This window comes from Aquabacterium sp. A08, assembly GCF_011742065.1.
On sequence record NZ_JAAQQT010000685.1, the window covers coordinates 24898 to 31106 of the forward strand.

Genomic DNA, 6209 nt, shown 5'->3' on the forward strand with positions numbered 1-6209 from the left:
GGGCGTTCACTATCGCCTTGGCGTCAAGGCTGACGCGAAACTTGCCCCAGGCTGGTGCAAACGGGCAGAATCTCGCCACCCATCAACCACCGAGGAGGGGAAAACCCCATGTTCCACTGGACAGAAAAATCCGACGCGGCGCTGCAGGCCGGCGGCGTCATTGGGCCGGGCGAGCGCCTGCCCTGGCCGCAAACCGCCGTCATGGGCGTGCAGCACCTCATCGCCATGTTCGGCGCCACGGTGCTGGCGCCCATCCTCATGGGGTTTGACGCCAACGTCGCCATTTTGATGAGCGGCCTGGGCACGCTGTTGTTCTTCCTGGTCACCGGCGGCAAGGTGCCCAGCTACCTGGGCTCCAGCTTCGCCTTCATTGGGGTGGTGATCGCGGCCAGCGGCTACGCCGGGCCGGGGCCCAATGCGAACATCGGGGTGGCGCTGGGCGGCATCATCGCCTGCGGGGCGCTGTACTTCGTCATCGGGGCCATCGTGCAGGCGGTGGGCACCGGCTGGATCGAGCGCTTCATGCCGCCGGTGGTCACCGGCTCGGTGGTGGCGGTGATCGGCCTGAACCTGGCGCACATCCCGATCAAGAACATGGCGCCCACCGGCTTCGACGCCTGGATGCAGGGCGTGACCTTTGTGAGCGTGGCGCTGGTGGCGGTGTTCACCCGCGGCATGGTGCAGCGCCTGCTGATCCTGATGGGCCTGATCGTGGCCAGTGTGGTCTATGCGGTGCTGACCAACGGCCTGGGCCTGGGCCAGCCGCTGGACCTGAGCGGCATCGCCAACGCGGCCTGGATCGGCCTGCCCAGCTTCAGCGCGCCGGTGTTCAGCGGCCACGCCATGCTGCTGATCGCCCCGGTCGCCATCATCCTGGTGGCGGAAAATCTGGGCCACATCAAGGCGGTGACGGCCATGACCGGCCAGAACCTGGACGTGTACATGGGCCGCGCCTTCATGGGCGACGGCCTGGCCACCATGGTGGCCGGCAGCGCGGGCGGCACCGGCGTGACCACCTACGCCGAGAACATCGGCGTCATGGCCGCGACCAAGATCTACTCCACCGCCATCTTCCTGGTGGCGGGCTGCATGGCCATCGTGCTGGGCTTCAGCCCCAAGTTCGGCGCCGTCATCCAGGCCATTCCGCTGGCGGTCATGGGCGGCGTGTCCATCGTGGTGTTCGGCCTGATCGCCATCGCCGGCGCCAAGATCTGGGTGGACAACAAGGTGGACTTTTCCGACAACAAAAACCTGCTGGTGGCCGCCATCACCCTGGTGCTGGGCACGGGTGACTACACCCTGAAGTTCGGCGACTTTGCGCTGGGCGGCATCGGGACCGCCACCTTCGGCGCCATTGTGCTGCACGCGCTGCTCGCCCGCCGGCGCTGAGGCCCGTGCCGTCCGTCCGGCCGCGGCTGACAGGCCGTGGGCCGGCCGCGTACACTGAACGGACCCGAACGAGTGACCCGATGAACAGCCTGACCTCCATTGCCTCCAGCGGCTTGCAATCGGCGCAGCTGCGCCTGAACGCGGCCGCCAACAACGTGGCCAACGCCCAGACCGAGGGCTACCGCCGCGACGTGGTGCAGGCCAGCGCCGCTCCGGCCGGCGGGGTGAGCACCCGGGTGGACAAGGCCCTGCAGCCCGGCGCCGACCTGGCGCAGGACCTGGTGGCGCAAAAGTCCGCCACCTACGCCTTCAAGGCCAACCTGCGGGTGCTGCAGACCGCCGACGACACCCTGGGCCGCCTGCTCGACGTGCGCGCCTGAACCGCGCGGACCCAAAAAAACGCCGACCCAGGGGTCGGCGCGGTGTACATGGCATCCCTGGGGACGCTGGATGTCTGTTGTTTGAGTTGGTGTCTCCTCGGTCCTCTCGCGGTGCGGTGCCGGGTTGAGCCGGCGCCTGCGAGTGCCATGATTTTAGGCAGACGCACCGTGTTTGGGCATAGGGACTAACCCCGAGCCTGGCGCCGGGCCAGGGCCTCGCGCAGCAGCTGGTGGGCGCGCTCGAATTCGTAGGCCTCGGCGGCCGTGCGGAATGCCGAAAAAGCCGAGCCCAGGGCCCGGCGCAAGCGCTCGCCGTGGTGGTTGAGCAGGTCCAGCGCGTCGGCGTCGCCCAGTTCCAGCAAGCCCCCCATGCGCACCAGCACCGCCGCCAGGTCCTCGTCCAGCGGGGTGTCCCATGCCAGGGCGGCTGGGTCGCCCTCGGGCGTGCCGGGCGCGGGCAGCCATTGCTGCAGCTTGACGTACAGCTTTTCGGGGACGATGGGTTTGTGGATCAGGTCGTTGAAACCGCTGCTGAGCCAGGAGGTGTCCCCTTGGGGGAACACGCCCGCGGTCATGGCGATCACCGGCAGGTTGCCGTACAAGGGGTTGAGCCGGATCTGTTGGGCGGTGGCGTGGCCGTCCATGACCGGCATGTGGATGTCGAGCAAGACCAGGTCGTAAGGGGTCAGGGCCAGTTTTTCCAGGGCCTCGGCGCCGTGGGCAGCCAGGTCGCACGCCATGCCGGCGAGTTTGAGCAGCTCGGCCCCGATCTGGCGGTACAGGCGGTCGTCGTCCACCAGCAACACCCGCCGGCCCGCGAGCTGGGCGGTCCAGGCCGGCGCCCAGTCGGGGCGGGCCGCCAGCGGTTCGGCGCGGTGGGCCAGGGCCTGGCCCGGTTTGGCCAGCTGTTCGATGACGGCGTCGAACAGCTGCTCGGTGGTCACGGGTTTGATGAGGATGCCGTCGAAGTCGTCCTGCCGCGCCTCGGCTTCGAGGTTGTCGTGGCCCGCGCCGGTGATGCACAGCACATAGGGCGCCGCTTGCTGCAACTGGAGCGTCCGGATGGCGCGCGCGCCGTTGATGCCGTCCAGCTCCGGCATGCGCCAGTCCATGAACACCAGCCGGAAGGGCTTGCCCGCGGCGTCGGCCTGCTGCACCATTTGCACCGCTTGTTGGCCGTTGGCCACGGTGCTCACCGCAAAGTGCATCCGCGTCAGCTTTTGTTCCAGCAACTGGCGGGTGGCGTGGTTGTCGTCGGCCACCAGCACCCGCTGGCCCCAGAGGTGTTCGTCCGGCACCAGGCTGCGCGCGTGGCTGTTGGAGGCGTGTTCCAGCACGGCGGTGAACCAGAAGGTGGAGCCGTGGCCTTTCTGGCTGTCCACGCCCACCTCGCCGCCCATCAGCTCGGCCAGGTTGCGGGCAATCGCCAGGCCCAGGCCGGTGCCGCCGTATTGCCGCGTGGTGCTGGCGTCGGCCTGTTCAAACTCCTGGAACAGCCGGCTCTGCTCCTGCGCCGACAGTCCGATGCCGGTGTCCGTCACCTCGAAGCGCAGTTTTTGCCAGGTGGGGTTGCGCGGGCCGACCCGGCGTGCGCGGATCTGGATGTGCCCGGATTCGGTGAACTTGACCGCGTTGTTCAGGTAGTTGATGAGCACCTGCGACAGCCGCTGTGCGTCGCCGCGCAGGTGGCGTTCGATGTCGGGCTCCACGTCCAGGATCAGCTCCAGCCCCTTGTCCTGGGCCTTGAACAGGATCATGGACATGACGTTGTTGAGCAGCACCTCCAGGTCGAAGTCCAGCCGTTCCAGCTTGACGCGGCCGGACTCCAGTTTGCTGAAGTCGAGGATGTCGTTGACCACGCCCAGCAGGTGTTTGCCGGAGCTTTCGATGGTTTCCAGGTGGTTGCGCTGGCGCGCGTTGAGCTCGGTGCGCAGCATCAGGCTGGACAGGCCGATGATCGCGTTGAGCGGCGTGCGGATTTCGTGGCTCATGTTGGCCACGAACCGGCTTTTCGACATGCTGGCCTTGATGTTGTGGTAGGCCCGCAGCGCGGTCAGCACGGTGATGTGCAGCCGCTCCACCGTGAGTTCGGTCTTCTCCTTGTAGTCGTCCACCTCCAGGTGGCGCATGATTTCCAGCGGCGGCGCCGCGCCGGGGTTGCCGGTGCGCAGGACCAGGCGGGTGTCCTGGTTGCCCAGTTCGTTGCGCACGTAGCGCACCAGGTCCAGCCCCGCGTGTTCGGTTTCCATGACCACGTCCACCAAGGCCATGGCGATGTCGCCCTCGCGCTCGAAGACCGCCCGTGCCTCGGCCGCGCTGGTGGCGGTGAGCATGCGCAGGCCCTTGCCTTTGAACTCGAAATCTTCCAGCGCCAGTTGGGTGACTTCGAGCACGCTGGGCTCGTCGTCGACCAGCAGCAGGGTCCAGGCATGGGGTGACATGGTGCGTGTGGTTCCGGGGATGGGGGTTAGGCGGTGGGCCGGGCGGGGGCCGCCAGGGTGCGCGGCAGCTGGATGCGGAAGGCGGTGCCCTGGCCGGCGCCGCTGGCGACGGCGATGCGCCCGCCCAACACCGCCTCCACCGCGCGCCGCGACGAAAACAGTCCCAGGCCCGAGCCCCCGCTCTGACGGCGGGTGGTGAAAAACGGGGTGAACACCTTGGCCAGCGCGTCTTCGCTCATGCCGTTGCCGTTGTCGCTGACCTCGAGGTGGACCCAACTGTCGTCGGCGCTCACGGTCAGGCGGATCAGCCGCTGGTCGCGGCCCTCGAAAGCGTGCAGGGTGGCGTTGACCACCAGGTTGGTGACCACCTGCATCAGCGAGCCGGGTTCGGTGTACAGCGCCAGGCCTTCGGGGCATTGCAGGTCCACCACGCACTGGGCCCGTTTCACCAGCGGCGAGACGGCCAGCAACAGGCTTTCCAGGAAGGGCTTGAGCGGCAGCACCCGCCATTCGTTGCGCGAGGCATCGGCGGTGGTCTGCTTGAAGCTGCGCACCAGGGTGGCCGCCTTGTGCAGGTTGTTGCCGATCAGCTGGGCCGACTTGCCCAGGGAGTCGGTCAGCTTGGCCACCGCGCCGCAGTCCAGCGGGGCCACGTCCAGCAGTTGCTGCAGCTTGCGGGTCTGCTGGTCCACCAGCGACGCGGCCGTGACCGCCACCCCAATGGGGGTGTTCAGGTCGTGGGCGATGCCGGCGATGGTCAGGCCCAGCGACTCCAGTTTGAGCGATTCCTGCAACTCTGCTTCCATGAGGCCGCGCTCCTCGGCGGCCTTTCTGAGGTCGGTGACATCGGTCTGGCAGCCGATGTAGTGCAGCAAGCGGCCGTCGCTGTCGTAGCTGGGGAACACCAGAAACCGCACCCAGTAGGGGGCCCCCGACTTGTGGTAGTTCAGGATTTCGATTTCGGCGGTCTCCTGCCGGCGGATCGCCTGGCGGATTTGCTCGACGCTGTCGGGGTGCGTGTCGGGGCCTTGCAGAAAGCGGCAATTGCGCCCCAGCACTTCGTCGGCGCTGTAGCCGGTTTGTGCCTGGAAGGCCTCGTTGACGTAGATCAGCGGCATGTCGGGTTGCCGGGGGTCGGCAATCGTGATGCCAAAAGGGGCTTTCTGCAGGACCGTGGTCAGGGTGCTGAGTTCGTTGACCTTGAGCTTGAGCTGGTGCTCGCTGTCTTCGAGGTAGCTGCGCGACAGCAGCATGTCTTCGTTGACCTGCAGCAGCCGGGCGTTGGCCTTGTGGTGTTCGCGCAGCGCGGCCGCGGCCGAGCCCACGAAAAACACCAGGTAGGCGACCAGGGGCCAGGAATCGCCGGTTTGCTTGGTGAGCGACACGCCGACGCTGATGTCCTGGATGCCGCGCACGTCGCCGACTTTCCAGTGGCGCACGGGGGAGTCGGGGTGGCCGTTGTGGCACTGCACACAGGTGGCCTCCATGGGCACGGGAATGGCCAGGCGCACGCGGCTGCCGCCGTGGGGGTTCGGTTCCACCCGCCAGAACTCGCGTTGCGTCGTGTCGGCGCGCAGCGCTTGCAGGGCCTCGCGCTGGAAGTCGTCCAGCGGCGGGCGCTGGCGGAACGCAAACGGCTGGTCCGACAGGAAGGCGGTGCTGAAGCCGTCGTTCAGGGCGTTTTGTTGCAGCAGGTCGCCCAGCTCGATGGACAGGGTCGCCGGAATGGGGATGCCGCCGGGGGTGTTGCGGTAGTTTTCCGTCAGGCGCACCGGGCCGCCGTGGTGGGCCAGCACCCGACCCGCCACGTTGGTGGCGTAGTAGGAGCGGGCCGTCGCCATGATGCGGCTGAACTGCTGGGCGTTGCGCCGGGCCTCACTTTCGGCGTGTGAGAACGCCACCTCGTACAGCACCCAGGGCGTGGCCAGCAGTGCTGCGATGAACAACAGCAGGGGTGGCGTCAAGCCCAGCTCTCTGAGCCGTTGCATTCGATCGACCT

4 protein-coding genes are annotated in these 6209 nt (G+C 67.6%); 2 read left to right on the forward strand and 2 right to left on the reverse strand.

All coding sequences use genetic code 11. The features are described 5' to 3' along the window. The first annotated feature begins 108 nt into the window (after positions 1-108). On the forward strand, positions 109-1389 hold the full coding sequence (locus HA630_RS17900; RefSeq protein WP_166834929.1) for a solute carrier family 23 protein: 1281 nt from the start codon (positions 109-111) through the stop codon (positions 1387-1389). An 80-nt stretch (positions 1390-1469) separates the two neighbouring features. Further along, positions 1470-1769, forward strand: coding sequence for a flagellar basal body protein (locus HA630_RS17905; protein ID WP_166834927.1), 300 nt, complete (start codon positions 1470-1472; stop codon positions 1767-1769). A 185-nt stretch (positions 1770-1954) separates the two neighbouring features. Here HA630_RS17905 and HA630_RS17910 read toward each other — a convergent pair whose 3' ends face one another. Both HA630_RS17910 and HA630_RS17915 read right to left on the reverse strand, forming a co-directional pair. After that, positions 1955-4210 carry a response regulator gene (locus tag HA630_RS17910; protein WP_166834926.1) on the reverse strand — a complete coding sequence of 752 codons (2256 nt, stop codon included), beginning with the start codon at positions 4208-4210 and terminating at the stop codon, positions 1955-1957. Between the two features lie 26 nt (positions 4211-4236). Then, a partial coding sequence (locus HA630_RS17915; protein WP_208300151.1) for an ATP-binding protein occupies positions 4237-6209 on the reverse strand: 1973 nt, incomplete at its 5' end.

Bases quoted from the DNA above. Each gene is read 5' to 3' on its own strand.
- HA630_RS17900 (WP_166834929.1), top strand. From the start codon at position 109: ATGTTCCACTGGACAGAAAAATCCGACGCGGCGCTGCAGGCCGGCGGC.
- HA630_RS17905 (WP_166834927.1), top strand. From the start codon at position 1,470: ATGAACAGCCTGACCTCCATTGCCTCCAGCGGCTTGCAATCGGCGCAG.
- HA630_RS17910 (WP_166834926.1), bottom strand. From the start codon at position 4,210: ATGTCACCCCATGCCTGGACCCTGCTGCTGGTCGACGACGAGCCCAGC.